26 protein-coding genes, 1 pseudogene and 1 riboswitch are annotated in these 23,880 nt (G+C 61.1%); of the genes and pseudogenes, 12 read left to right on the top strand and 15 right to left on the bottom strand.

Going from position 1 to position 23,880, the window contains the following annotated elements; genetic code table 11:
* Positions 1-3: 3 nt before the first annotated feature.
* Complete coding sequence (locus OKF39_RS09215) at positions 4-231, top strand: YccJ family protein (RefSeq protein WP_028012649.1); 228 nt, start codon at positions 4-6, stop codon at positions 229-231.
* A 33-nt stretch (positions 232-264) separates the two neighbouring features.
* Here OKF39_RS09215 and agp read toward each other — a convergent pair whose 3' ends face one another.
* A complete protein-coding gene (gene agp / locus OKF39_RS09210) occupies positions 265-1,506 on the bottom strand; it encodes a bifunctional glucose-1-phosphatase/inositol phosphatase (protein ID WP_479983706.1) in 1,242 nt (413 codons plus the stop codon).
* 152 nt (positions 1,507-1,658) lie between these two features.
* On the opposite strand from agp, the gene OKF39_RS09205 reads away from it, so the two are divergent.
* The gene (locus tag OKF39_RS09205) at positions 1,659-2,102 is read left to right on the top strand and encodes a winged helix-turn-helix transcriptional regulator (RefSeq protein ID WP_479983705.1); all 444 of its coding nucleotides are present in this window, start codon (positions 1,659-1,661) and stop codon (positions 2,100-2,102) included.
* A gap of 124 nt (positions 2,103-2,226) precedes the next feature.
* On the top strand, positions 2,227-3,021 hold the full coding sequence (locus OKF39_RS09200; protein WP_028012646.1) for an SDR family NAD(P)-dependent oxidoreductase: 795 nt from the start codon (positions 2,227-2,229) through the stop codon (positions 3,019-3,021).
* A gap of 1 nt (position 3,022) precedes the next feature.
* On the opposite strand, the gene OKF39_RS09195 is transcribed toward OKF39_RS09200, so the two are convergent.
* A complete protein-coding gene (locus OKF39_RS09195) occupies positions 3,023-3,382 on the bottom strand; it encodes a winged helix-turn-helix transcriptional regulator (RefSeq protein WP_023335206.1) in 360 nt (119 codons plus the stop codon).
* A 100-nt stretch (positions 3,383-3,482) separates the two neighbouring features.
* Here OKF39_RS09195 and OKF39_RS09190 point away from each other — a divergent pair, with 100 nt between their 5' ends.
* Entirely contained in the window at positions 3,483-4,232 is a 750-nt protein-coding gene (locus OKF39_RS09190; RefSeq protein ID WP_028012645.1) for an SDR family oxidoreductase, read from the top strand.
* A 1-nt stretch (position 4,233) separates the two neighbouring features.
* On the opposite strand, the gene OKF39_RS09185 is transcribed toward OKF39_RS09190, so the two are convergent.
* A complete protein-coding gene (locus OKF39_RS09185) occupies positions 4,234-4,737 on the bottom strand; it encodes a DedA family protein (RefSeq protein WP_049136568.1) in 504 nt (167 codons plus the stop codon).
* Positions 4,738-4,892: 155 nt separating this feature from the next.
* Positions 4,893-5,062, top strand: a riboswitch (M-box (ykoK) riboswitch).
* A 61-nt stretch (positions 5,063-5,123) separates the two neighbouring features.
* Here OKF39_RS09185 and OKF39_RS09180 point away from each other — a divergent pair.
* Positions 5,124-6,125 carry a magnesium transporter gene (locus OKF39_RS09180; protein ID WP_193066688.1) on the top strand — a complete coding sequence of 334 codons (1,002 nt, stop codon included), beginning with the start codon at positions 5,124-5,126 and terminating at the stop codon, positions 6,123-6,125.
* Here the strand turns inward: OKF39_RS09180 and hpxK are convergent.
* From hpxK to hpxU, 7 genes are all read right to left on the bottom strand, one after another.
* A complete protein-coding gene (gene hpxK, locus OKF39_RS09175; protein ID WP_479983704.1) occupies positions 6,091-7,353 on the bottom strand; it encodes an allantoate amidohydrolase in 1,263 nt (420 codons plus the stop codon). The two genes, OKF39_RS09180 and hpxK, sit on opposite strands and share 35 nt — an antisense overlap.
* Positions 7,350-8,591: a pyridoxal-phosphate-dependent aminotransferase family protein gene (locus OKF39_RS09170; RefSeq protein ID WP_479983703.1), complete on the bottom strand. Its 1,242-nt coding sequence runs from the start codon at positions 8,589-8,591 to the stop codon at positions 7,350-7,352. Before OKF39_RS09170 ends, hpxK begins: the two co-directional genes overlap by 4 nt.
* Positions 8,592-8,604: 13 nt before the next feature.
* Positions 8,605-9,342: an amino acid ABC transporter ATP-binding protein gene (locus tag OKF39_RS09165; protein ID WP_008499843.1), complete on the bottom strand. Its 738-nt coding sequence runs from the start codon at positions 9,340-9,342 to the stop codon at positions 8,605-8,607.
* On the bottom strand, positions 9,323-9,979 hold the full coding sequence (locus OKF39_RS09160) for an amino acid ABC transporter permease (RefSeq protein ID WP_014883296.1): 657 nt from the start codon (positions 9,977-9,979) through the stop codon (positions 9,323-9,325). The genes OKF39_RS09165 and OKF39_RS09160 overlap by 20 nt, the downstream gene beginning before the upstream one ends.
* Positions 9,979-10,644 (bottom strand): amino acid ABC transporter permease, encoded by a 666-nt coding sequence (locus tag OKF39_RS09155; protein WP_041912033.1) that lies wholly within the window; start codon positions 10,642-10,644, stop codon positions 9,979-9,981. The genes OKF39_RS09160 and OKF39_RS09155 overlap by 1 nt, the downstream gene beginning before the upstream one ends.
* A 4-nt stretch (positions 10,645-10,648) precedes the next feature.
* Positions 10,649-11,431 (bottom strand): transporter substrate-binding domain-containing protein, encoded by a 783-nt coding sequence (locus OKF39_RS09150; protein WP_063943679.1) that lies wholly within the window; start codon positions 11,429-11,431, stop codon positions 10,649-10,651.
* Positions 11,432-11,622: 191 nt separating this feature from the next.
* Positions 11,623-12,462: a MurR/RpiR family transcriptional regulator HpxU gene (hpxU, locus tag OKF39_RS09145; RefSeq protein WP_045261682.1), complete on the bottom strand. Its 840-nt coding sequence runs from the start codon at positions 12,460-12,462 to the stop codon at positions 11,623-11,625.
* A gap of 143 nt (positions 12,463-12,605) precedes the next feature.
* Between hpxU and hpxW the strand changes: the two genes are divergently transcribed.
* From hpxW to hpxZ, 4 genes are read left to right on the top strand one after another with little or no spacing between them, the layout of a single operon-like run.
* On the top strand, positions 12,606-14,189 hold the full coding sequence (gene hpxW / locus OKF39_RS09140; RefSeq protein ID WP_479983702.1) for an oxamate amidohydrolase: 1,584 nt from the start codon (positions 12,606-12,608) through the stop codon (positions 14,187-14,189).
* 10 nt (positions 14,190-14,199) lie between these two features.
* Positions 14,200-14,388 (top strand): oxalurate catabolism protein HpxX, encoded by a 189-nt coding sequence (hpxX, locus tag OKF39_RS09135; protein WP_028012637.1) that lies wholly within the window; start codon positions 14,200-14,202, stop codon positions 14,386-14,388.
* Positions 14,385-15,782 carry an AtzE family amidohydrolase gene (locus OKF39_RS09130; protein WP_479983701.1) on the top strand — a complete coding sequence of 466 codons (1,398 nt, stop codon included), beginning with the start codon at positions 14,385-14,387 and terminating at the stop codon, positions 15,780-15,782. Before hpxX ends, OKF39_RS09130 begins: the two co-directional genes overlap by 4 nt.
* A complete protein-coding gene (gene hpxZ / locus OKF39_RS09125) occupies positions 15,779-16,165 on the top strand; it encodes an oxalurate catabolism protein HpxZ (RefSeq protein WP_479983700.1) in 387 nt (128 codons plus the stop codon). Before OKF39_RS09130 ends, hpxZ begins: the two co-directional genes overlap by 4 nt.
* Positions 16,166-16,207: 42 nt before the next feature.
* On the opposite strand, the gene puuE is transcribed toward hpxZ, so the two are convergent.
* The 3 genes and pseudogenes from puuE to OKF39_RS09110 form a co-directional block, all read right to left on the bottom strand.
* Positions 16,208-17,107, bottom strand: coding sequence for an allantoinase PuuE (gene puuE, locus OKF39_RS09120; protein WP_260472298.1), 900 nt, complete (start codon positions 17,105-17,107; stop codon positions 16,208-16,210).
* A pseudogene (gene hpxA / locus OKF39_RS09115) lies at positions 17,061-17,895 on the bottom strand (allantoin racemase). Before hpxA ends, puuE begins: the two are co-directional and overlap by 47 nt.
* On the bottom strand, positions 17,895-18,611 hold the full coding sequence (locus OKF39_RS09110) for a GntR family transcriptional regulator (RefSeq protein ID WP_045630054.1): 717 nt from the start codon (positions 18,609-18,611) through the stop codon (positions 17,895-17,897). Before OKF39_RS09110 ends, hpxA begins: the two are co-directional and overlap by 1 nt.
* Positions 18,612-18,755: 144 nt before the next feature.
* On the opposite strand from OKF39_RS09110, the gene OKF39_RS09105 reads away from it, so the two are divergent.
* Complete coding sequence (locus tag OKF39_RS09105; RefSeq protein WP_479983699.1) at positions 18,756-20,252, top strand: NCS1 family nucleobase:cation symporter-1; 1,497 nt, start codon at positions 18,756-18,758, stop codon at positions 20,250-20,252.
* 101 nt (positions 20,253-20,353) lie between these two features.
* On the top strand, positions 20,354-21,670 hold the full coding sequence (guaD, locus tag OKF39_RS09100) for a guanine deaminase (RefSeq protein ID WP_063943665.1): 1,317 nt from the start codon (positions 20,354-20,356) through the stop codon (positions 21,668-21,670).
* Here the strand turns inward: guaD and uraH are convergent.
* Complete coding sequence (gene uraH / locus OKF39_RS09095) at positions 21,650-21,973, bottom strand: hydroxyisourate hydrolase (protein ID WP_248222982.1); 324 nt, start codon at positions 21,971-21,973, stop codon at positions 21,650-21,652. The two genes, guaD and uraH, sit on opposite strands and share 21 nt — an antisense overlap.
* Positions 21,970-22,470: a 2-oxo-4-hydroxy-4-carboxy-5-ureidoimidazoline decarboxylase gene (gene uraD, locus OKF39_RS09090; protein WP_479983698.1), complete on the bottom strand. Its 501-nt coding sequence runs from the start codon at positions 22,468-22,470 to the stop codon at positions 21,970-21,972. The genes uraH and uraD overlap by 4 nt, the downstream gene beginning before the upstream one ends.
* Before the next feature lie 241 nt (positions 22,471-22,711).
* On the opposite strand from uraD, the gene hpxO reads away from it, so the two are divergent.
* Positions 22,712-23,866 carry an FAD-dependent urate hydroxylase HpxO gene (hpxO, locus tag OKF39_RS09085; RefSeq protein WP_479983697.1) on the top strand — a complete coding sequence of 385 codons (1,155 nt, stop codon included), beginning with the start codon at positions 22,712-22,714 and terminating at the stop codon, positions 23,864-23,866.
* Positions 23,867-23,880: the final 14 nt, after the last annotated feature.

The raw sequence follows: 23,880 nt of genomic DNA, 5'->3' as shown, positions 1-23,880 counted from the left end.
AGTATGCCAACACAGGAATCCAAAGCTCACCACGTGGGCGAATGGGCAAGTTTACGCAACACCTCTCCGGAGATTGCCGAAGCCATCTTTGAAGTCGCGAACTACGACGAAAAGCTGGCCGAGCAGATTTGGGAAGAAGGCAACGATGAAGTGCTGATTCGCGCCTTCGAAAAAACGGACAAAGACTCGCTCTTCTGGGGCGAGCAAACCATCGAACGTAAAAACGTCTAAGCGTTTCCCCCCGCCGCAGCGGGGGGTTCTCTTTTACTTCGCCGCGTTATTCATCACCGCATTGAATTTATCAACCGGACAGAAGCCGTTCGCGTCCACCGGACAGCCCTTCAGCTCCAGCGTCACGCGCTGCGCGGGCGACTGCAGTGTCAGCACGCTGGCGTTGCGCAGCTGCTCCGCGCTCTGGTAGACATACTCAATTTTCATCAGCTCCTGATTGCTGTTTTTGTCGTGCCAACGCTGGAAGACAATCTTGCCGCCAATCGGGGTCCGCTCCTGCTGGTCATGCAGCTGATACGGCTTGAAATCCAGCGCGGTGAGCAGTGAAGCGATGTTCGAATCGTGCCCTACCAGCAGAGTAATCTTAGGCGCTTTCGCCTGTTCGGTGACCAGCGTTTTATCGATATATTTCACCAGCGGCTTCGCCACGTTTTGCGCCACCTCGGTGGAGGTAAACAGCGAGTCCTGATAGCCGTTCTTCAGCTTCGACAGCACGCGCCACTGCTGGTCGGTCTTGATTTCACCCCAGGCCACCTGGTCGGCCGGGAAACCTTCGTAATACTGCAGCGTGAACGCGTCCACCAGCGAGTTACCCACCTTCAGCGGCCCGGATACGCCAGGCTCTTTTTCATAGTCGGCGCTGAAAGTATCTTTCGCGTCTGCCAGCGAGCAGACCTTTTTCTCTTTGCAGGACGGAGAGTCAGCGTAGTTCGTCAACTGCTCCAGCAGCTTATAGCTTTCACCAAGCTGCATTTTCTGCCGCTCGGACTCCATCGCCTTGAGCGCTTTTTCGCGGAATTCCGGCGAGTTATCGGTAATCACCGGATTAAAGGTCGGATCCATGGTGCCCATTTTTTCCTGATGATGCACGGGTACGTCGCACCCCGGGAACGCGCCGGTAATAAAGAACTGCGCGGTGGCGACAGTACGCTGCAGGCTGTTGGCGTAAGCATAAACGCTATCCGCTGGCGGACACTCTCCCGTCTTCACCATCCCCTGCTGCGCCAGCCACTCGCGCATGTAATGGCCCATATAGACTTCCAGCACGCCGCCTTTGGTGGTGAGCTGACCGCCCGGCACGTCCCACTCCGGCCACTGCTTCGGCGTGGACTGCTCCAGCACGCTGCCGTTATTGGCCAGCGGCGCGCGCAGGTTGTGACGGCTCATGATTAACACCTGCTCCAGCTGATAGCCTTCCGGCGTCTCCTGCGCCTGTGCGCCAAAGGTCATTGAAAGGGTACCTGCCACGGCCACTGCGAGTAGTGCTTTTCTCATCCCTCGTTCCTCACGTTTTTTTAATGTTCCAGTGAGTGTGACAGATTCGTGACAGTTTTTTCGGGAAGCATTTCTCAAACTGATGATTAACGTGCTTACGGTGGGCGCTAATTAGTTTTATAATAAAACCATACCCCACCGGAGACCTGACCGTGAAACGCACCCGCCTTGAAGAGAGCACCTGCCCCGTCGCCCGTTCGCTGGATATCATTGGCGACTGGTGGTCGCTGCTGATCGTTCGCGACGCGCTGCGCGGGATTAAACGCTTCGGCGAGTTTCAGAAAAGCCTCGGTATCGCAAAAAACATGCTCACCTCGCGGCTGAAGATGCTGGTCGATGAAGGCATCCTCCGGCTTCAGCCCGCCTCCGACGGCAGCGCCTGGCAGGAATACGTTCTGACCGACAAGGGACGCGCGCTCCAGACGGTGCTGGTTGCTCTCTCCCAGTGGGGCAATGAATTTTTGTTCGCGGAAAACGAATGCGGCACCGTTCTCGTCGATAGCGAACAGCGCAAACCCCTGCGTAAACTGGCGCTTATCGCCGACGATGGGCGCGAGCTGACGCCTGAAGAGATCGTGGCTAAACTCCCCTCCTGATCGTTCCCAACGGCAAAGCACAAAATGCCCGGCAAAATGGTTGCATTATAAAACCAAATAGCAGAGAGTTAATTCAGTTTCATATTGAAACCAGATAACCCACTTTGCTTTGAGGTAACACACAATGACTACGCAAATCACCACCGCCTTAATTACCGGCGCCTCTTCCGGGATCGGGGCCGTCTATGCCGATCGCCTGGCCGCGCGCGGCGCTAACCTGGTCCTGGTCGCCCGCCGCGAGGATCGCCTGAAAACCCTCGCCGCCGACCTGCGAGCGCGCTATGGCGTGGCCGTCGCTATACTGGTGGCCGATCTCAGCGATGAAGCCGGGATCCGCGCCGTGGAAAATGAACTGCGCCACAATACCGCCATCGATACGCTGGTAAACAACGCGGGCACCGCGCAGATGGCCCCGTTCCTCGCGGGCGATGTGGCGCAGCATCAGGCCATCAACACCCTCAACACCACGGCGCTGATGCGTCTGACCTACGCCATCCTGCCCCGCCTGGCGCAGAACAATCGCGGGACGCTGATCAATATCGCCTCGGTGTTATCGCTCCATGTCCGTGCGGGCAGCGCGCTGTACAGCGCCACCAAAGCCTGGGTACTGAGCTTTACCCGCGGACTGCAGGAAGAATTTGCCGATAGCAGCGTGCGCATTCAGGCCGTGCTGCCCGCCGCGACGGCGACGGAGATCTGGAGCCATTCAGGGGTTACGGTGAACGATCTGCCGGAAGGGTCGGTGATGACCACCGACGATATGGTCGATGCGTCACTGGCGGGTCTGGATCAGGGCGAACAGATCACTATTCCGCCGATGCATGACGCCGCCCTGTGGGATCGCTACGAAGCGGCGCGCCTTGAGCTGTTTAACAGCGCGCGCACCGGGGTTCCGGCACCGCGCTACGTGAAACAGTAGCCTAACGCTCAAGCTGGTCGCCGTACTCGCTCATCCAGGCGGCCAGCGGTGAAAGTGCGTCCTGCAGGGTTAACCCCAGCTCGGTAATTTGATACTCCACGCGCGGGGGGATCTCCGGGTAGACCGTCCGCGTCACCAGCCCGCGCTGCTCAAACAGGCGGAGCTGCTTCGTCAGCTCTTTCTGCGTGATGGGGGCAGCGGCACGCAGCAGATCGCCAAAGCGTACGGGCGTGTTGAACACAATCAGGCGATAGAGAATGGGGATCGCCCACTTACCGGATATCAGGTTGACAAACTGCGTCATCGGGCAGGTATACGCCTCAGATTTTTTTTCGCAGCACACCTCCAGCATTTCTGCCATAGCACACCTCTTGCCTCGTTAGTATCCATTTGGTACCTGGTTTCCTTTCGATACTAACGTTTCTATAGTGCTTTCTCCAGTGACATTTCAGGAGAAGAACATGGGTCGTTTAACCGATAAATATACGCTGATTACCGGCGGTACCAGCGGCATTGGTCTTGCCACCGCGCAGGCGTTTATCGCCGAAGGGGCGCGCGTCGCCGTGACCGGACGCAACCCGGACACCCTCGCCGAAGCAGAGCGCATTCTGGGCGATAAGGCCTGGGTGATTCCAACCGACGCAGGCGATATCGCGTCGCAAAAAGCGCTGGCGGAAACTCTCGCCGCCCGCTGGCCACGCCTGGACGCGGTGTTTCTCAACGCTGGCGACGTGACGCACGCGCCGCTGGAAGCCTGGCAGGAGGATGCGTGGGACCGCCTGATGGGCATCAACCTGAAGGGACCGTTCTTTTTAATTCAGGCGCTGCTGCCGCTGCTGAATAATCCGTCGTCGGTGATCCTCTGCGGCTCCGTGAGCGCACGCATCGGCCTGCCCACCAGCAGCGTGTATGCCGCGAGCAAGGCCGCCCTCCTGTCGCTGGCGCGTACGCTGTCGGCGGAGCTGCTGCCGCGCGGGATCCGCGTCAACGGGTTGAGCCCCGGTCCGGTGGAAACGCCGGCATTTACGAAGACGGGCTTAAGCGAAGAGACGCTTAACGCGATGATGGCGGAGATCATCAAGCTGGTGCCGCTCGGCAGAATGGGCTCGACGACGGAGCTGGCAAAAGCCGCGCTCTATCTGGCGTCCGACGAGTCGAGCTACACGGTAGGAACGGAGCTGCTGGTGGACGGCGGAATGGGGAGTCTGTAACTCAAAAGGCGCTGATGCCGGTGACCGCGCCGACATACAGCGCCGCCCATGCACAGGCGGAAAGCAGGCTGACGACGTAAACTTTGATGGCGTTCAGCCTGAGCATCCCCGCCGCCAGCGGCACGACATAACGCAACACCGCCAGAAAGCGCGACGTAAACAGTACGATGACACCGTTTTTTTGCAGCTGATGCTGAACCCGTAAAAACGTAGCGGCATGCTTCGCCGTAAAGCGCGCGACCAGCCGGGTGTGCCCCATCAACTGGCCGATATGGTAGTTCAGCACCGAACCCGCCGTTGCCCCCAGCACCACGGCGAGCCACGCCAGCGCCGGGTGCATGCTCCCCTGGCTGACGCCGATGCCCGCCAGCAGCATCACCGAGGCGGGTGGCAGCACGGAGGAGATCAGCACCGTGGACTTGCTCAGCGCCATTACGAATAACAGCGCGAACAGATGTGCCGGATAAAGCGCAAAATGATTCAGCAGATTATCAAACCACGCCATTTTCCTTCCCCCCGTTAATTAATCCTCCATTTAAAAGGAATAACCTTAAATAAACCCTCAACATTTTATTAATAAGATTTACCTAAACCTTCCTTAAACATTATTTAATTTCCTGAGCGATAAATTTAAACAGGCGTATTATTCCTCACGCTTTACAACGATCTCGTTATGGCGAGGCTCCTGTACAAATACACGTTATCGCTCTGGTGGGTTCGAGAGAACCGGCACAGGGTAAAACAGGCACTGTCGAATCAAGGCTTTGTCAGTATAACTTCCCTTGCGGGATACGGTGTACAGTGCTGAACCCAGGACGTGGGGATCTCCTTTCCGACATGCCCTGTCTTGCTCGCCCCTGAGAGATTTTATTTATTCAAAGGGAATTCACTATGTCTTACGCTATTCACAACCACAACCTGGCATTCAATGACAGCGCGGTCGCGCAATATATGAATACCGATTTTATTGTCCTCGACGTTTCATTATGCGTGGCGCTGGCGCGCGAGCAATTCTTCGAAAAATTAAAAGACGACGATATTCCGTCGCATATTTTTATTGAAGACCATGGACGCCTGGCGGGCATGATTGCGGTACGCAAATTATTGCAGGTCACGGATACCGCGCAGCCAATTAAAAGCCTGATGATTTCACAGTTTTTGCAGGTCAAACCGGAAGATGAACGAGCCGATGTCGCCGGACTTCTGGCCCACGGCGACGCGGACGTCGTGCCGGTGGTGACCCACGGCAAGCTCGTCGGCTGCCTGACCGAGCGCGAAATCGCCCATCTGCTGGAAGATGACGTCACCGAAGACGCCCAGCTTCAGGGGGCGACGCTGCCGCTGGAGAAGCCCTATCTGGAAACCAGCGCCTTCAGCCTGTGGAAGAAACGCTCCGTCTGGCTGCTGCTGCTGTTTGTCGCGGAAGCCTACACCAGCTCGGTGATCCAGCACTTCGAAGAGGCGCTGGAGTCTGCCATCGCGCTGGCGTTCTTTATTCCGCTGCTGATCGGCACGGGTGGCAACAGCGGAACGCAGATCACCTCCACGCTGGTGCGCGCCATGGCGCTGGGTGAAGTGCATCTGCGCGACGTAGGCCGCGTGCTGCGCAAAGAGATGACCACCTCGCTGATGATTGCCGTGACGCTCGGTATTGCCGGGTGCATCCGCGCCTGGATGATGGGTATCGGGCTGGAAATCACGCTTATCGTCAGCCTGACGCTGGTATGCATTACGCTCTGGAGCGCGATTGTGTCGTCAGTGATCCCGATGGTGCTCAAGCGCTGCGGCATTGACCCGGCGGTCGTCTCCGCGCCGTTTATCGCGACGCTTATCGACGGTACCGGGCTGATTATCTACTTCAAGATCGCGCAGTATACGCTGGGGCTGGAGTAACGCGATCCGCCAACTGAATCACCGCACGCGAAAACGCCTCAATCGCCAGCGCAACATCCTCAGCCATCACCGATTCCGCCGGGTGGTGGCTGACTCCGCCCCTGCAGCGCACGAACAGCATGCCCACCGGCCAGCGTTCCGCGATGGCAATCGCATCGTGGCCCGCGCCGCTGGGCAGCGACAGCGAGCGTCCCTGTACCGATTTTACGGCCTCCCCCAGCACGTTCTGCAAGTGCAGATCGCACGGCGTGGCGGCAATGCGGTAAAACTCCTCGGCGCTAAATGCCAGCCCGCGGCGCGTTGCGATCGCCCGGGCATGTTCCAGCAGGTCGTTGAGCAACCTGTCCAGCGGTGCATCCTGCGGGCCGCGAATATCGAGCGAGAGCTGAACCTCACCGGGGATCACGTTCACCGCTCCCGGCAGACAGCGCAATTCCCCGACCGTCGCCACCAGGTTGCCGCCCTGCTGTCGGGTAGCGTTTTCAATGATAACCATCCACTCGGCGGCGGCGGCCAGCGCGTCTCTGCGGTGGAGCATCGGCACGGTTCCCGCATGTCCGGCCTCGCCGGTGAAACGACAGTTCAGGCGACGGGCGCCGTTAATGGCTTCCACCACGCCAAGCGCGAGCGCCTCCTGCTCAAGGCACGGCCCCTGCTCAATATGCAGTTCGAGATAGGCGCTGAAATCTTCCTGACGCCTTGCGGCATGCGACACGCGGGCAGGATCGAGCCCCGCCTGGGTCATCGCCTGCGCCACGCTGATGCCGCTGGCGTCAGTTTTTTCCAGCCAGCCCTGCGGCCAGGTGCCCGTCAGCCCCCGGCTGCCTAACAGCGTAATGCCGAAGCGGGTGCCCTCTTCATCGCAAAAGCCGACAATCTCGATGGCCTGCGCCAGATGCACCCCCTGCTGATGCAGGCTGTCCACCACTTCAATGGCCGTGAGCACCCCGAGCATGCCGTCGTAGCGTCCCGCGTTGCGCACGGTATCCAGATGCGATCCAAGCAGCACCGCCTGCGCCCCTTCCTGCGCCCCCTCATAGCGTCCACAGATGTTGCCCACGCTGTCCTGCCAGACGGTCATGCCCGCCTGGCTCATCCACTGCCCCACCAGCTGGTTGGCCTGCTGATGCTGCACCGAGAGATAGACCCTGGTCAGCGCATCCGGGGTTTCGCTGATGGCGGCCAGCGCGTCGGCGCGGGCCATCACCCGTTCTGCCGCCGGGCTCATTGCGGCGTCTCGCGGCGATAGTGGTCCCACGCGGCCTGCATCGCCGCACCCTGCGTGGTGGTGAATTTCAGGTAGTTCAGCACCGACTCCAGCGCGCTCAGGGTGGTCATCACGCAGTCCTTGCGCGCGTTGTAGCCCATGGTGCCGATGCGCCACACCTTGCCGTGCAGCGGGCCAAACGAGGTGCCGATTTCAATCCCGAAATCCTCCAGCATCAGCTTACGCACCTGGTCGCCGTTGATGCCCTGCGGGATGAACACGCCCAGCACGTTGTTCATCTTGTGCTTCAGATCGCCAAAGGTCTCCAGCCCCATCGCCTGAATGCCCTTCAGCAGCGCATTGCCGTGCAGCCTGTGGCGGGCGATGCCGTTATCCAGCCCTTCCTGCAGGATCAGACGCGCGCACTCGCGGGCGCCAAACAGCGCGGTGGTCGCTTCGGTGTGGTGGTTGAGGCGCTCCGGCCCCCAGTAGTCCATCACCATGCCGAGATCGAAGTAGTTGGAGTAGATCATCTCCTCGTCGCCGTCGCGGTGGGCGTCGGTGCGAATGCCCTCCTCAACGCATTTGCGGCGGCGGATCGCCTCCTCCATGCGCGCGCTCAGGGTGATCGGCGACGTACCCGACGGGCCGCCGAGGCACTTCTGCATCCCGGCCGAGACGGCGTCCAGCCCCCAGGCGTCGGTCTCCAGCGCGTTGCCGCCGAGCGACGCGGTGGCATCGGTGTAAAACAGCACGTCGTAGCGGCGGCAGATGGCGCCGAGCTCCGCGAGCGGCTGCAGCATGGTGGTGGAGGTGTCGCCCTGCACGGTCAGCAGCAGGCGCGGACGAATACGCTTAATCGCATCTTCGACCTGGTCCGGGGTGAACACCTCGCCCCACGGCACCTCGATGGTATGCACCTCCGCGCGGCAGCGGCGGGCAATTTCGCACAGCAGGTGTCCAAAGCGGCCGAAGACCGGCACCAGCACTTTATCTCCGGGGCGGATGGCGGAGACCAGAATGGCCTCAATTCCCGCGCGGGAGGTGCCGTCCACCAGCATCGTCCAGCGGTTTTCGGTGCGGAACACGCCGCGATAGAGCGCCATCACCTCGTTCATGTAGTGGGTCATGGCCGGATCGTACTGGCCAATCAGCTGGCTCGACATAGCGCGCAGCACGCGCGGGTCGGCGTTGATCGGCCCCGGCCCCATCAGCAGGCGCTGGGGCGGGTTGATTTGCGGAAAGCGTGCGATATCCATTGTTAAGTCCTTATCAGTTGAGGCCGCGCACGGAGGAGATGAACTGCTTCAGTTCCGTGGTCTGCGGGTTGGCGAACAGCGTTTTGCTGTCGCCCTGCTCCCAGACTTTCCCCTGGTGCATAAACACCACGCGGTCGCCCACTTCGCGGGCAAAATTCATTTCATGGGTCACGAGAATCAGGGTCATCCCCTCGGCCGCCAGCTGCTCCAGCACCTTGAGCACTTCGCCCACCAGCTCCGGGTCGAGCGCGGAGGTGATCTCGTCGCAGAGTAAAACTTTAGGCGACATCGCCAGCGCGCGGGCAATCGCCACGCGCTGCTGCTGGCCGCCGGAGAGGCTCGACGGGTAGTAATCCAGACGATCGCCAAGCCCCACTTTCTCCAGCATGCGCTGGGCCAGTTCGCGGCATTCGGCGGCGCTTTTCTTCAGCACCCGACGCGGGGCGAGCATCACGTTCTCCAGCGCCGTCATGTGCGGGAACAGGTTGAAGCTCTGGAACACCATCCCGACCGAGCGGCTGATTTCGCGCGCCTGAGAATCCCGGTCGGTAATGGTCATGCCGCCCAGCTTGATGCTTCCGTCCTGATACCCTTCCAGGCCGTTGATGCAGCGCAGCAGCGTGCTTTTGCCCGATCCGCTGCGCCCGATAATGGAGATCACCTGGCCCATATCGATATCCAGATCGACGCCCTTGAGCACGTGGTTATCGCCGTAGTACTTCTGCACCTGATTAATGGTGATGAGAGGCATTGAATTTGGTCTCCAGATAGCGGCTGTAGCGCGACAGCGGATAACACAGAATAAAGTAGCCCAGCGCCACCAGTGCAAAGACCTTAAACGGCTGATAGGTCACGTTGGTCAGCATGGTGCCGGCCTTGGTCAGCTCGATGAAGCCGATAATCGACGCCAGCGCGGTGCCTTTGATCACCTGCACCGCAAAGCCCACCGTCGGGGCGATGCCGATGCGCAACGCCTGCGGAGCGACCACGCGAAACAGGGTCTGGCCGAAGGTCAGGCCCAGGCAGCGCGAGGCTTCCCACTGCCCCTTCGGCAGGGCGCGAATGCTGCCGTACCAGATATCGAGCAGAAATGCGCTGGTGTAGAAGGTTAACGCCAGCGAGGCGGCGGTCCACGGCGAAACGTCGATGCCGAACAGCGCCACGCCGAAGAAGGCCAGGAACAGCTGCATCAGCAGCGGGGTGCCCTGAAACAACTCGATATAGCCGCGGATAATGCGCTTCACCGTGCGTCCGCCCGTCAGGCGCAGCAGCAGGAGCGGCAGCGTTACCACCGCCCCGCCGACAAACGCCACCAGCGACAGCAGTACCGTCCAGCGTCCGGCCAGCAGCAGGTTGCGAATAATGTCCCAGTCGGTAAAGGTGGTCATCATGCCTGCACCCCCAGCCATTTGCGTCCTGCCGCCATCATCAGCTGGCGCAGGGTAATCGACAGCGCTAAGTAAATCCCGGTTGTCACCAGATAGACCTCAAAGCTCAAAAACGTTCTGGACTGGATCAGGTTGGCGGCGAAGGTCAGCTCTTCATACGAGACCTGCGACACCACCGACGAGCCGAGCATCACGATGATGCATTGGCTCACCAGCGCGGGATAAATGCGCTGCAGCGCGGGCGGCAGCACCACGCGAATAAACGTCTGCAGACGGGTTAGCCCCAGCACGCGTCCGGCCTCCCACTGTCCTTTCGGCGTAACCTGAATGCCCGCGCGGATAATTTCGGTGCTGTACGCGCCCAGGTTCACCACCATTGCCAGCAGCGCCGCCTCCCCCGCCGTCATCTTCAGGCCAAGATTCGGCAGGCCGAAGACGATGAAAAACAGCTGCACCACAAACGGCGTGTTGCGGATGATCTCCACGTAGCCGCCCCAGATCCGGCTGTACCAGGTGGTGCGTCCGCTGCGGATCGCCGCGCCGAAAATCCCGATTGCCAGCCCACCGACGGTTGCCATTACCGTCAGCTGAATGGTGACCCACAGCCCGGCCAGCAGCTCCGGCCAGTGCGGCCAGAGGGCTGAAAAATCAAGTTGCTCCGTCATTGGCTCAGGCGCCAAGGTTTGCCGGCAGCGGGGCCTTCAGCCATTGCTCGGACAGGCCGTTCAGCGTGCCGTCCTTGATGCCCTGCTCAATCAGCGCATCCACTTTTGCCTTCAGGGCCGGTTCGTTCTTCTTCAGGCCGATAAAGCACGGTGAGTCTTTCAGCATAAAGCTCGGCACCGGGGCTTTATCCGCGTTCTGGCGTGAAATGGCCGCCACCACGAGGTTGCCGGTCGCCACGTACTGCACCTGGCCGGAGAGATAGGCCGAAAGCGTGGTGTTGTTGTCTTCGTAGCGTTTCACGTTGGCGTCTTTCGGTGCCAGGCCGGTCAGCACCATATCCTCCACCGCCCCGCGCGTCACGCCGATGGTTTTTCCGCTCAGCGCGGCGGCGTCCTTCAGCTCGGCCCCTTTCGGGCCAAACACGCCGAGGAAGAACGGCGCGTAGGCGCGGCTGAAGTCGATCACCTTCTCGCGTTCCGGGTTTTTACCGAGGCTAGAAATGACCAGATCCACCTTGTCGGTTTGCAGGTACGGCACGCGGTTGGCGCTGGTCACCGGCACCAGCTGCAGCTTGAGCTTCATCTGTTTCGCCAGATAGCGCGCCATATCGATGTCGTAGCCCTGCGGCTGCAGATCGGTCCCCACCGAGCCAAACGGCGGGAAATCCTGCGGAACGGCAATGCGAATGGTGCCGCGCTTCTCGATATCCTGAAGCTGGTCAGCCTTTGCCGGCAGCTGAGTGAAGAGACAGGCGGCCCCGGCCAGTACAATTAACAGTTTTTTCATGGTGCTTCCCCGTAACGTTAACATGAAACAAAAGATTCTTTGAATGTGATTTTGCAACTAATGTGCCAGATAAGGCGAAGCGGGGAATTTTCTCTTAAAGCCTGATAAAACGTGGACGGGGCGAAAATACTCTCTATTTTCGCCCCGTTCATTTGCACCATTTCAATGCAAAGCACCAGTCTGATGCCCCATTATCGTTGTTCGAGTTCGTCCAGCTGCTGGTAGAGGGAGGCAATCTCGTGAATGCGCGGGCGGCCTTTATCGAGAATGTCATGCAGGAAGGCGTTCGCCAGCAGGTTGATCAGGCTGTTGACCGAGGAGTAGCTGTCATAGGCGGAGACGCTGTCCAGCGGGGCGCAGAGCTGCCAGCTCGCCAGCGGAAACAGGCTGTGGGCCTGCGGCTCGCACATCAGCAGCACCGGAATACCGCTACTCTGAAGCTGCTGCATCAGCGGACGAATGATGCGCGGGCGGCGGCGGAAGGCCATCATCACCACCAGATCGTCCGGCGTTAAGTCCACCAGCTCCTCGCTCAGGCTCTGGCCCGGCTGCGGCAGGACCAGCACCTGACCGCGCGCCTGCAGTAGCTGCTGGCGCAGGTGGAGCGCCGCCGGATAAGCGTTACGCATGCCGATAATGACGATGCGCCGCGCCTTGACCATGCAGGCCATGGCGTCGGCAAACTGCTGCGCGTCAAGGGCATTGACCCACTGGGTCAGGTTCGCCATCTCCTGCTTGTAGTGGCGCGCCAGCAGCGTGTTGCCCTGCACCGCGTCGCGGTTATCGGTGAGCGGCATCCCGCTCTGGCGCAGGGTGCGCAGCTCGTCGCGCATATCCTTATATTTCTCATAGCCCAGACGCTTAAACAGGCGGCTGACCGTGGCTTTCGACACTCCGCTCAGCTGCGCCAGCTCGGCGCTGTTGTAGCTGATCAGGTCGTCAAAATGGTCGAATATAAAGTCTGCCACCCGTTGCTCCTGCGGCGACAGCGACGGGTATTGTGCTTTCAGACGTTCATCCAGTTGTTCCATAGCGCCTCTGTAACTTTTGTTTCATCACATTATACCTTTCTTTATACGTATTCATTATACGTGCCAGCTTACTGAAACTTTTCTTTCAGAACTGGAACAGCTTTTGCAGCGCCTTGTGACTTTCAGTGTTACGAGGACTTCTCATGCAAAGCAACGTCTCCACGCACGGCATGGCCGTTGCGCCCCACCATCTTGCCAGCCAGAGCGCGCTGGCGGTGCTGCGCGAAGGCGGCAGCGCGATTGAAGCGATGGTCGCGGCGGCGGCCACCATCACCGTGGTTTACCCCCACATGAACGGGCTGGGCGGCGATGGCTTCTGGCTTATCGTGCCGCCAGAAGGCGACCCCATCGCCATTGATGCCAGCGGCGCGGCGGGATCGCGCGCGACGCTTGCCGCCTACGACGGGCACACGCACATTCCTCATCGCGGACCGCAGGCGGCGCTGACCGTCGCCGGCACGGTGAGCGGCTGGGACGAGGCGCTGAAGGTCTCCCGCGAGATGACCGGCAAGTCGCTGCCGCTGGCCCGCCTGCTGGCCGACGCCATTGACTATGCGCAGAACGGTACCCCGGTCACGGCCTCACAGGCCCATGCCACGGCCAGTAAATTCGACGAGCTGAAGGCCATCCCCGGCTTCGCGGAAACGTGGCTGGTGAACGGTAAGCCGCCCCAGGTCGGGAGCCGTTTTTACCAGCCCGCCATGGCCTCAACCCTGACGCGCCTCGTAGAGGACGGTCTGGACAGCTTTTATCGCGGCCCTCTGGCGAACGTGCTGGCGCACGGCATGGAGACGCTGGGCATGCCCGTGACGCTGGCCGATCTTAACGCGCACGTTGCCCGGCGCACCGCGCCGCTGAAGCTGCAGCATCAGCAGGGGGAGATCTTTAACCACGCCCCGCCGACGCAGGGGCTGGTCTCGCTGGCGATACTCGGCATCACCGACCGCCTGAATATGGCGGAGGCCGACGACGCGGACACCATTCACCGCATCGTTGAAGCCACCAAGCTGGCCTTTGGCCTGCGCGATGCCCACATTACCGACCCGCGTGAACTGAAAACCGAGATTCAGAAACTGCTGGATCCCGCCGCCCTGCAGGCGCTTGCCGACAGGGTTGACGACGGCCACGCCGCGCCGTGGGGAACCGGAAAAGGTCCCGGCGATACGGTGTGGATGGGGGTGATGGATAACAGCGGGCTTGCCGTGTCGTTTATCCAGAGTATTTATCACGAGTTCGGCAGCGGCGTGGTGTTGCCCGATACCGGCATCGTCTGGCAGAACCGGGGGGCGTCGTTCAGCCTCGACCCCGCTCATCTTCTGGCCCTCGCGCCGGGCAAACAGCCTTTCCATACCCTGAACCCGGCGGCGGCGCGTCTAAAGGACGGGCGCGTAATGGTCTACGGATCGATGGGCGGTGACGGACAGCCGCAAACCCAGGCCGCGCTCTTTACCCGCTACGTGGTTCAGGGCGTGCCCTTGCAGGAAAGCATTTCCCGCCCGCGCTGGCTGCTGGGGCGCACCTGGGGACAAACCTCAGACACGTTAAAGCTGGAAGGACGCTTTACCGCTGAGACGGTCTTACGGCTTCAGGTACTCGGACATGAGGTAGAAATATTCCCTGACTTCAGTGAAGCGATGGGCCACGCGGGCGCGATTGTCCGCCACCCCAACGGGCTGTTTGAAGGGGCGTTTGACCCGCGCAGCAACGGCGCGGCCGCCGGATACTGAGGAGAAAACAATGACGACACAACAACCCGACTGGCAGGCGTATCTTGCGCAAATGGAGTCCGTGCTCGGCGTGACGCTGGACGATGCCCGCCGCGCTGAGCTGCAGTTGCAGTTCAGCCGCATTGCCAGCATGGCCGCCCCGCTGATGGCGCTGCCGCTCGACGACCGTCTGGAGATCGCAGGAGTGTATAAAGCATGACGCTACACGAGATGAGTATCAGCGACATTCAACAGGCGCTGAGTGCGGGCGAGCTGAGCGCCCATGAGATTGCCCGCCAGACGCTGGAGGCGATTGGGCGCGTTAATCCGCAGATCAATGCCTGGACCACCGTGACGGAAGCACGCATGCTCGCCGAGGCCGAGAACATCGACACCCTGCGCCGCGAAAAGCGCCCCCTGCCGCCGCTGGCGGGCGTGCCCTACGCGGTGAAAAACCTGTTCGACGTTGCCGGACACACCACCCTCGCTGGCGCCGAGCTGTTCAGCCAGCGTCCCGCAGCGGCCGCTGACAGCTTCGCCGTGCGCCAGCTACGCAGCGCGGGCGGGCTGCTGTCCGGGATGGTGAATATGGACGCCTACGCCTACGGCTTTACCACCGAGAACAGCCACTACGGCGCGACGCGTAACCCGCACGACCTGACGCGCATTGCGGGCGGGTCCTCTGGCGGTTCAGCCGCCGCCGTAGCCGCCGGGCTGGCGCACTTTTCGCTCGGCACCGACACCAACGGGTCGATTCGCGTTCCGGCCTCGCTGTGCGGCATCTATGGCCTCAAGCCCACCTTTGGCCGCCTGTCACGATCCGGCAGCCATCCGTTTGTCGCGAGCCTGGATCATATCGGCCCCTTCGCCCGCCGGGTGTGCGACCTGGCGTCCGTGTACGACGCGCTGCAGGGCCGGGACAGCAGCGACCGTTTTCAGGCAGAGAGCTCGCGCGAGCAAACGCGCCCCCTGCTAGACCGCGGGCTTGACGGCCTGCGCTGCGCGGTGCTCGGCGGCTACTTCACCACCTGGTGCGACGCACAGGCCAGAGACGCCGTGGCACGGGTGGCGAAGGCGCTCGACGTGCAGGATGAGCTGCAGTTTCCGGACGCCGAGCTGGCGCGCTCCGCGGCGTTTATCATCAGCGCCTCCGAAGGGGGAAATCAGTACCTGCCCGCGCTTCGCCGCGAGCCCGAGCGCTTTGAGCCGCACTCCCGGGAGCGACTGCTGGCAGGCGCGATGATCCCCTCCGCCTGGTATATTCAGGCCCAGCGGTTCCGCGCGCAGGCGCGGCAGGCGTTTCACGCGCTGTTTGCCCAGGCCGACGTGCTGATCGCACCCGCGACGCCGCGCAGCGCCACGCGGATCGGCGAGCAAACCATGGAGATTAACGGTCAGCCGCTCCCCATCCGCGCCAGCATGGGGATGCTGACCCAGCCGATTTCATTTTTGGGCCTGCCCGTGACCACCGTTCCGCTGCGCACCGCACATGGCGCGCCGATTGGCCTGCAGCTGATTGCCGCGCCGTTTAACGAGCAGGCCTGCCTGCGCGTCGCGCGCGTGCTGGAAAAGAGCGGCATCACCGATGCCCGCCCGGCGGAGGTTGCAGCATGATCAATCACGATGACATTAACCTGCCGTGGGTGGTTGCCGAGGTGACGGCCGCGTTTTACCGCTACGAGGACGCGCTGGTGAGCAACAACGTTGCGGTGCTGGACGAGCTGTTCTGGCACGACAAAAACACGGTGCGGCTGGGGGCGGGGGAAAATCTATACGGTATCGATGAAATCCGCGCCTTTAGGGCGGCGCGCCCGTCTGCCGGGCTTCAGCGGACACTGCGCCACACCGTGATTACCACCTTCGGCGAGGATTATGCCGTGTGCAGCACCGAGTTTACCCGTGAAGGTACGGAGCGGATTGGCCGCCAGCAGCAGATGTGGGTAAGGTTTGCCTACGGGTGGCGCATTGTTGCGGCGCAGGTGAGTTTGATGGTATAGACCGGGTAAGGCGCAGCCGCCACCCGGCAAAACATCGCACAATTACTTCTGAAACGGATGCACTTCCCGCCAGTGGTCAGCAATCTGCTGGCGGGTACAGACCCACACCCGATCGTGCTGCTGCACGTAATCCAGAAACCGTTGCAGCGCGCGAAAACGCCCCGGCCTGCCCAGCAGGCGGCAGTGCATGCCGATGGACATCATCTTTGGCGCGCTCTCCCCCTCCTCGTACAGCACATCGAAGCTGTCCTTCAGGTACGTATAAAACTGCTCGGCGGTGTTAAACCCCTGCGCGGTCGCGAAGCGCATGTCGTTCGCATCCAGCGTATACGGCACGATCAGGTGCGGTTTTTGAGTGCCGTCGCCGCAGGCCACTTCCGTCCAGAAGGGCAGGTCGTCGCCGTAGTAGTCGCTGTCGTAGTCGAAGCCGCCGTGCTCCACCACCAGCTGGCGGGTGTTGGGGCTGTCGCGCCCGGTGTACCAGCCGGTTGGCGGCTTGCCGAACAGGTCGGTAAGAACCTGCACCGCCTTATGCAGGTGGTCGCGCTCCTGGCTGATGTCCATGTTCTGATAGTGGATCCAGCGCCAGCCGTGGCTGACCACGTCGTAATCCGCGGCTTTGATCGCCTCAACAATCTCCGGGTGACGCGCCAGCGCCATCGCCACGCCAAAGACCGTCAGCGGCAGGCCGCGTTTTTGAAATTCATTGTGGATCCGCCAGAACCCGGCGCGGCTGCCGTATTCGTAGAGGGAGTCCATCGACATGTGTTTGTCCGGGTAGCTGGCCGCGCCGATGATGTCCGACAGGAATTGCTCGGACCCGGCATCGCCGTGCAGAACGTGGTTTTCCGCCCCTTCTTCATAATTGAGCACAAACTGCACCGCGATGCGCGCCTCATTCGGCCACCGCGCGTGCGGCGGGTTGCCCGCGTAGCCGCGCAGATCCCGCGGATAATCCTGTTCGAAAAGCCCCATACCACCCCCAAAAGTTAAAATGGATTCAATGCCTGAAAATGCCCGCTTAACGGTTTGCTCTCCGGGAAGGCCAGATCCCCATGCTTGCTGGTCGTGAGCCCCAGCGCCACCAGCGATTCCACCATCTTCACCGCCGCGCTGACGCCGTCTATCACCGGCACGCGCAGCTCGCGGGTCAGCTCCTGCGCAAGGGTCGCCATGCCGCCGCAGCCGAGCACGATGGCGCCGCAGCCATCCTCTTTCAGCGCCTGTATACAGCGCGCGCGCACCTTCTCCTGCGCCAGACCGCTGCCGTCCTCCAGCGCCAGCACCGGGAGATCGATAGCGTGCAGCGCCGCGCACTTGTCCTGAAAGCCATACTGGTGCAGAAGATGGCGGGCAATAATCAGCGTGCGCGGCAGCGTGGTGACCACCGAAAAGCGCGTCGCCACCAGCGTCGCCATATGCATAGCGGCTTCAGCAATGCCGATAACCGGCCCCTGCGCCAGCTCGCGCGCCGCCAGCAGTCCCGGATCGCCAAAGCAGGCAATCACGTGACCGTCCACGCCCTGCTCCCTGCCTTTTTTGATCTGTTCCAGGACACCAACGGCGGCGATGGCCTCATCAAAGTGGCCTTCTATAGACGGCACACCCGCGCTCGGGCAAACCGCGAGGATCTCCGTTCCCGGTGCCGCCACCGCGCGGGCCGCCGCGCCGATGGTTTCCGTCATCGCGAGGCTGGTGTTGGGGTTGATCACTTGTATACAGACAGACATTACGACTCCTTGTGGCCGGCAAACAGCCGGGCAAAATCAGGCAGGCACTCGCCCGCCCGCTCGAAGCAGAGGCTGGCAACGATGTGTTCAAAATGGTGCATGAGGGCATCGCTTAGCGGCTGCAGCGCCTTCTGACGCAGCAGATCTACAAGCTGTTCGTGGTCGTTGCAGCGACAGCCCTGACGCCACGGCGCGCCCCAGGTAGCAATCACCAGCGAGGAGCGCTGGCTCAGGCTTGTCACCATCTCCGTCAGCACCTGGTTACCGGAGATGGCCTGCAGTTGTATGTGGAAACTGGCGGAATGTCGGATTGCCGCCGGGCCGTCGTACGCCTCGTGCGCCTGCTGCTCCTGACGAATAATAGCCTCCAGCGCGGCAAGGTGCGGCGGCTGACAGTGCGCCAGCACGTCCGGCAGGTTAGCGACCTCCAGCAGCGCGCGGGTGCGGAAGATGTGCCGCGCCTCTTCCACCGTCGGGCTGGCGACGTGTGCACCACGTTTGGGCGTCAGGGTGACCATTTGCACAGCGGCGAGTCGTTGAAGCACCTTGCGGATGCCCGTGCGGCTCACGCCAAACACCTCGGCCAGCGCCTCTTCCGGCAATTTGCTCCCCGGCAGCAGCTGATGTTCCACAATCGCGGTCATCAGCGCCTGGAAGATGGTTTCGTCTTTGTCATGCAGGTCTGGCGCGGTCTGCAGGGCGTTTATGTTGTTCATTCACCACTCCGAATTTTACTTTCCGTTATCGAATCGTATACATAAAAATAAAATATTGCATACAAGATTTATTATTTTGGCCTGGATCCTGCAACACCGTTTGCACTCCCACTCAACGGGTTTTCATTCACAGGAGCAGGTTTCATGCCAAACAGTCAAAACGCACAGCAGAGTACGGCCGCTGATTCCGGTACGGTTTACAGCCCACGTCTTTGCAATGAGGATCTGGCACCGACGCGTGACCAGAACTGGAGCTGGTACAACATCTTTTCTTTCTGGATGTCCGACGTTCACAGCATGGGGGGTTACGTTGTTGCCGCGAGCTTCTTTACGCTCGGGCTGGCAAGCTGGCAGGTGCTGCTCTGCCTGCTGGTGGGGATCTGCATTGTGCAGCTGTGCGCCAACCTTGTAGCCAAACCGAGCCAGATGGCGGGCGTGCCCTATGCGGTGATCAGCCGTCAGGCGTTTGGCGTCTTCGGGGCCAATATTCCGGCGGTGATCCGCGGGCTTATCGCCTTTGCGTGGTACGGCATCCAGACCTGGCTTGCCGCCAACGCGCTGATGCTGGTGGTGCTGAAGTTCTGGCCTTCTCTGGCGAGCCTTACCACCGGTGCCTTCCTGGGCCTGTCGCCGCTGGGCTGGATCTGCTTTGCCATCATGTGGGTTCTTCAGGCGATGGTCTTCTGGCACGGCATGAACGCCATTAAGCGCTTTATTGATATCGCCGGTCCGGCGGTCTATGTGGTGATGCTGGCCCTTGCGGGTTGGATTGTATACAAGACCGGTTTTGACGGGATCTCTTTCACCCTCGCCAGCAAATCCCTGAGCGCGGGCGAGCAGACCTGGCAGATGATCACCGCGACCGCGCTGGTGGTCTCCTACTTCTCCGGCCCGCTGCTTAACTTTGGCGACTTCTCCCGCTACGGCAAAAGCATGGGTGAGATCCGCCGCGGCAACCGCTGGGGGCTACCGTTTAACTTCCTGCTGTTCTCCATCGTCACCGTGGTGATTGTCTCCGGCACCCAGTCGCTGTTTGGCCGCATGATCACCGACCCGATCGAAACCGTCAGCCGCGTAGGTAACGATCTGGCCGTGGCAATTGGCCTGCTGACGATGATCACCGCCACCATCGGGATCAACATCGTCGCGAACTTTGTCTCACCGGCGTTTGATTTCTCTAACTGCTCGCCGCAGAAGATCAGCTTCCGCACCGGAGGGATGATTGCCGCCGTCGGCTCGATCCTGCTCACCCCGTGGAACCTGTTCAACTCACCGGAGCTCATCCATTACACCCTGGACGTGCTCGGGGCGTTTATCGGCCCGCTGTTCGGCATTCTGATTGCCGATTTCTACCTGATTAAGCGCGGCAAGGTGTCGGTAGACGATCTGTTCGACGACACGCCAAAGGGCAAATACTGGTACCGCAACGGCTTTAACCCGAAGGCCATTGGCGCGCTGATCCCATCCGTTGCCGTAGGTCTGGTGATTGGCTTTATCCCGGCCCTGCATGAAGTGGCAAACTTCAGCTGGTTTATCGGCGTCTTCCTCGGCGGCGTGACCTACCGCTGGCTGGCGCGGGAAGAGCGCGATACGGCAGGCGCGGCCTCGTTCAGCTCCCGCGTAGCGACGCAAAAAGAGTAACCCCTCCTTCCGGCCGCAGTTTATCTGCGGCCCGTTCATTCTGGCACCGTTCTTGCTGAGCTTTTTCACCCCGCTACGCAAACAATAAGGTAGGACCCACGATGGAATACCAGACTGCGATACGCGGTGCATTTTTCGATATCGCCCAGGTCTGCGACAGCGCAGACGCGATTGCCCAACACGCCCGCTACCTTGAGGACGGGCTGCTGTTTATCCAGAACGGAAAAATTCTGGCGCACATGGCGTGGCAGGAGGGCGAGCAGTATCTCGACCCCCACAAAGGCTACACGGACCTGCGCGGCAGGCTGCTGCTGCCCGGTTTTGTCGACACCCACGTTCATTATCCACAAACGGAGATGATCGGCGCCTTTGGCGAACAGCTGCTGGAGTGGCTAACCACCTACACCTTCCCGGTGGAGAGCCAGTTTGCCGATGAAGCCTACGCGAAAGAGATCGCCGAATTTTTCATTAACCAACTGGTGAGCAACGGCACCACCACCGCGCTGGTGTTTTGCACGCTGCATCCGCAATCGGTCGAAGCGCTGTTTACCGAAGCCCTGCGCCTGAACATGCGCCTTATCGCCGGAAAGGTGATGATGGACCGGCACGCGCCGGACTACCTGAGCGAAGATGCAAAGCAGAGCTACCGGCAGACGCGGGAGCTGATCCAGCGCTGGCACCACCGGGGGCGGCTGGGGTATGCCATTACGCCGCGATTTGCCCCAACGTCCTCACCCGAGCTGCTCGCCGCGGTCAGCCTGCTCAGAGAGGAGTTCCCGGATACCTGGCTGCAGACCCATCTCAGCGAAAACCCAAACGAAGTGGCCTGGGTGAACGATCTCTGGCCGGAGCACGAGCGCTATCTGGACGTATATCACCACTACGGCCTGACCGGCGAGCGCAGCGTGTTTGCCCACGCGATCCATCTGCACCACAGCGAGTGGCAGTGCCTGCACGACACCGGTTCGGCGGTGGCGTTTTGCCCCACCTCGAACCTGTTTCTCGGCAGCGGGCTGTTTCGCCTGCCCGCCTGCTGGCAGCACAAGGTGCGGATGGGCATCGGCACCGACGTCGGCGCGGGCACCACCTTCAGCATGCTACGCACCCTGGGAGAAGCCTACAAGGTCGGCCAGCTGCAGAGCTACCGCCTGCGCGCCAGCGAGGCGTTTTATCACGCCACGCTGGGCGGCGCGCACGCCCTCAGGCTGGACGATAAGATTGGCAACTTCGCCCCCGGCAAAGAGGCGGATTTCGTGGTTATCGATCCTGACGTGACGCCGCTGCAGCGCCTGCGCAATCGCCGCTGTCAGGATATCTACGAGCAGCTATTTGTGCTGATGACCCTGGGCGACGAACGCAACATCAGTGAGACCTGGGTCAACGGCGAGCGGGTGTGGTCAACTGCCCCGGTAGGTTGACCACCCGCCTGGCGCAATCACAAACGGCAGATGGAAGTGCTCGTCTGCCGCTTCTCCCGTCACAAACTCAATTTGCGCGCAGGGGTAGATCGTCTCCCGGCCGGTTGCGCGAAACCACCCGCCGATCTCCGCCACCAGCCGATAGTGGCCTGCGGGCAGGAAAGGGACAAATTCGGTGATGCGACCATTAACGTTGGTAACGCCCGTCGCCATGATTTCGCCCTCCCGTTCAAGGTGAACCGTCACGCCCGCGGCGGGTTTGCCCGTTGAAATATCGAGAATATGGGTGCTGAGCGTGCTCATTCGCTAATCACTCCTTCCAGCCGCAGCAGCGTAATTTCCCGCAGCTGTTCCAGCGCCGCCTGAACTTCCTGCGCGTCGCTGTTCTCCAGCCGCGCATTCAGTATCTGTAAAATGTCCTCGCCGCTCCGGCCTTTCGCGCGGATCAGAAACACCCGGCCGAAGCGGGCCTCGTAGCGGGCGTTACCCTCGCGCAGCGCCTGCGCAAGCGCCGCGTCACGGTCATTCAACGCGCCCTGCTCCTGACGCGACAGCGCCGCCTCCACCTCTTCACCCGCGGGCTTTTCGCCGATGCGCGGGTGCGCGCTCAGGGCTTGCGCTAACGACGCCTCATCCCAGCGCTGCATCAGCGCCTGCGCCGCGATCGTCAATTCACTCCGGCTCGGGTAAGGCCGTCCACAAACCAGCGCCTCAGCCCAGCCGGGGAGCGCCACGCAGGGGGTGAGCAGCGCGAGAGCCTCTTTCTCAGGAAGATGATTGAAGTCGTGCAGTGCGATCATAGTGTGTCTCCTTTATTGTCCTCCCCCGGGTTGTTGCACAAACCACGCCACTCTTGTCGCCGATGTGAAACAGTCGATTCTGTATGGCTGGACAGGAAATTATTGATTCATAAAAAGGCATATTCACCGTGTTTGCGCACCTTAGCAGTGCAAACTCACCTCCCACAACGCCGTTTTCGCCACTCTGCAGCCTGGTACGCAAATTGCTGAATGTTTTTACACCCTGCAAAAGGAGAGAAGCATGAAAGCAATCGTCATTGGCGCGGGTATTGGCGGCCTGAGCGCTGCCGTCGCGCTAAAGAAAGCGGGCATCGACTGTACCGTGTTCGAAGCCGTAAAAGAGATCCGGCCCGTCGGGGCGGCCATCTCCATCTGGCCTAACGGCGTGAAGTGTATGCAGCACCTCGGCATGGGCGACATTATCGAAACCTACGGTGGTCCGATGCGTTTTATGGCCTACAAGGATTACCGGCGCGGCGACACCCTGACCCGCTTCAGCCTCGCCCCGCTGGTTGAGCGTACCGGCGGGCGCCCCTGCCCCGTCTCGCGCGCTGAACTCCAGCGCGAAATGCTGGACTTCTGGGGGCGCGACAAGGTGCAGTTCGGCAAGCGCGTGGAACACGTCCACGAAGACGACGCGGGCGTAAGCGTGACCTTTACCGATGGCACCACGGCAACAGGTGATTTTCTGATTGCCGCCGACGGCAGCCACTCGGCGGTTCGTCCGTACGTGCTGGGCTATACCCCGCAGCGCCGCTACGCCGGATACGTGAACTGGAACGGGCTGGTGAAGATTGATGAAGAGATTGCCCCGGCGCACCAGTGGACCACCTTCGTTGGCGAAGGCAAACGCGTGTCGCTGATGCCCGTCTCCAACGGACGCTTCTATTTCTTTTTTGACGTGCCGCTGCCCGCGGGCCTGGCGGAGGATCGCACCACCCTGCGCGCCGATCTCACGGGCTACTTCCGCGGCTGGGCGCCGCCGGTACAGAAGCTTATCGCCGCGCTGGATCCCGATACCACCAACCGCATTGAAATCCATGACATCGAGCCGTTCGACAGCCTGGTACGCGGCAACGTCGCGCTGCTCGGCGATGCCGGGCACAGCACCACGCCGGATATCGGCCAGGGCGGCTGCGCGGCCATGGAGGACGCCGTGGTGCTGGGCGAATGCCTGCGTGAAAACCACAACATTACGCTGGCGCTGCGGCAGTACGAAGCCCTGCGCTGCGACCGGGTGCGTGACCTGGTGCTGAAAGCGCGTAAACGCTGCGACGTCACCCACGGGAAAGATATGGCGTTGACGCAGGCCTGGTATCAGGAACTCAAAGAGGAGACCGGGGAACGCATTATCAACGGTCTGTGCGAGACCATTCAGGGCGGCCCGTTAGGCTGAACAAGAGGGACAAC

The sequence above is a fragment of the Enterobacter cloacae complex sp. HYC042_NIDB genome, assembly GCF_056673315.1.
This window is presented reverse-complemented; position numbering and strand designations above follow the sequence as displayed.